The organism is Micromonospora sp. NPDC049102, from assembly GCF_043197485.1.
Taxonomy (GTDB): domain Bacteria; phylum Actinomycetota; class Actinomycetes; order Mycobacteriales; family Micromonosporaceae; genus Micromonospora.
The window spans coordinates 533-1117 of sequence record NZ_JBICTE010000073.1; the positions used below are offsets into that span (position 1 = coordinate 533).

The 585-nt window shown below is 72.5% G+C and carries 1 pseudogene; it reads right to left on the reverse strand.

The features are described 5' to 3' along the window. Nucleotides 1-585, reverse strand: a pseudogene (locus ACGFH9_RS30825) (hypothetical protein); the annotation flags it as partial.

A 585-nucleotide genomic window follows, 5' to 3' on the forward strand; every position in this document is an offset into this window, starting at 1 on the left:
CGACCGCCAAGGTGGTTTCCGTGGCGGTGACCGCGAGGGCGGGTTCCGTGGCGGCGACCGCCAAGGTGGCTTCCGTGGCGGTGACCGCGAGGGCGGGTTCCGTGGTGGCGACCGCCAAGGTGGCTTCCGTGGCGGTGACCGCGAGGGCGGGTTCCGTGGTGGTGATCGTCGTGAGGGCGGTTACCAGGGTGGCGGTGATCGTGGGCGTTCCGGTCCGCCGCGTGAGGGTGGCTTCCGTGGCGGTGACCGCGAGGGTGGTTTCCGCGGTGGTGACCGTCGCGAGGGCGGCGCGTCCCGCGATGGTGGTTTCCGTGGCGGCGATCGTCGTGAGGGTGGTTTCCGTGGCGGCGACCGCGATGGATCCCGTCCGGGCGCGCCGCGCGAGGGTGGTTTCCGTGGTGGTGATCGTCGTGAGGGCGGTTACCAGGGTGGCGGTGATCGTGGGCGTTCCGGTCCGCCGCGTGAGGGTGGCTTCCGTGGCGGTGACCGCGAGAGTGGCTTCCGTGGCGGTGACCGCGAGGGTGGTTTCCGCGGTGGTGACCGTCGCGAGGGCGGCGCGTCCCGCGATGGTGGTTTCCGTGGCGG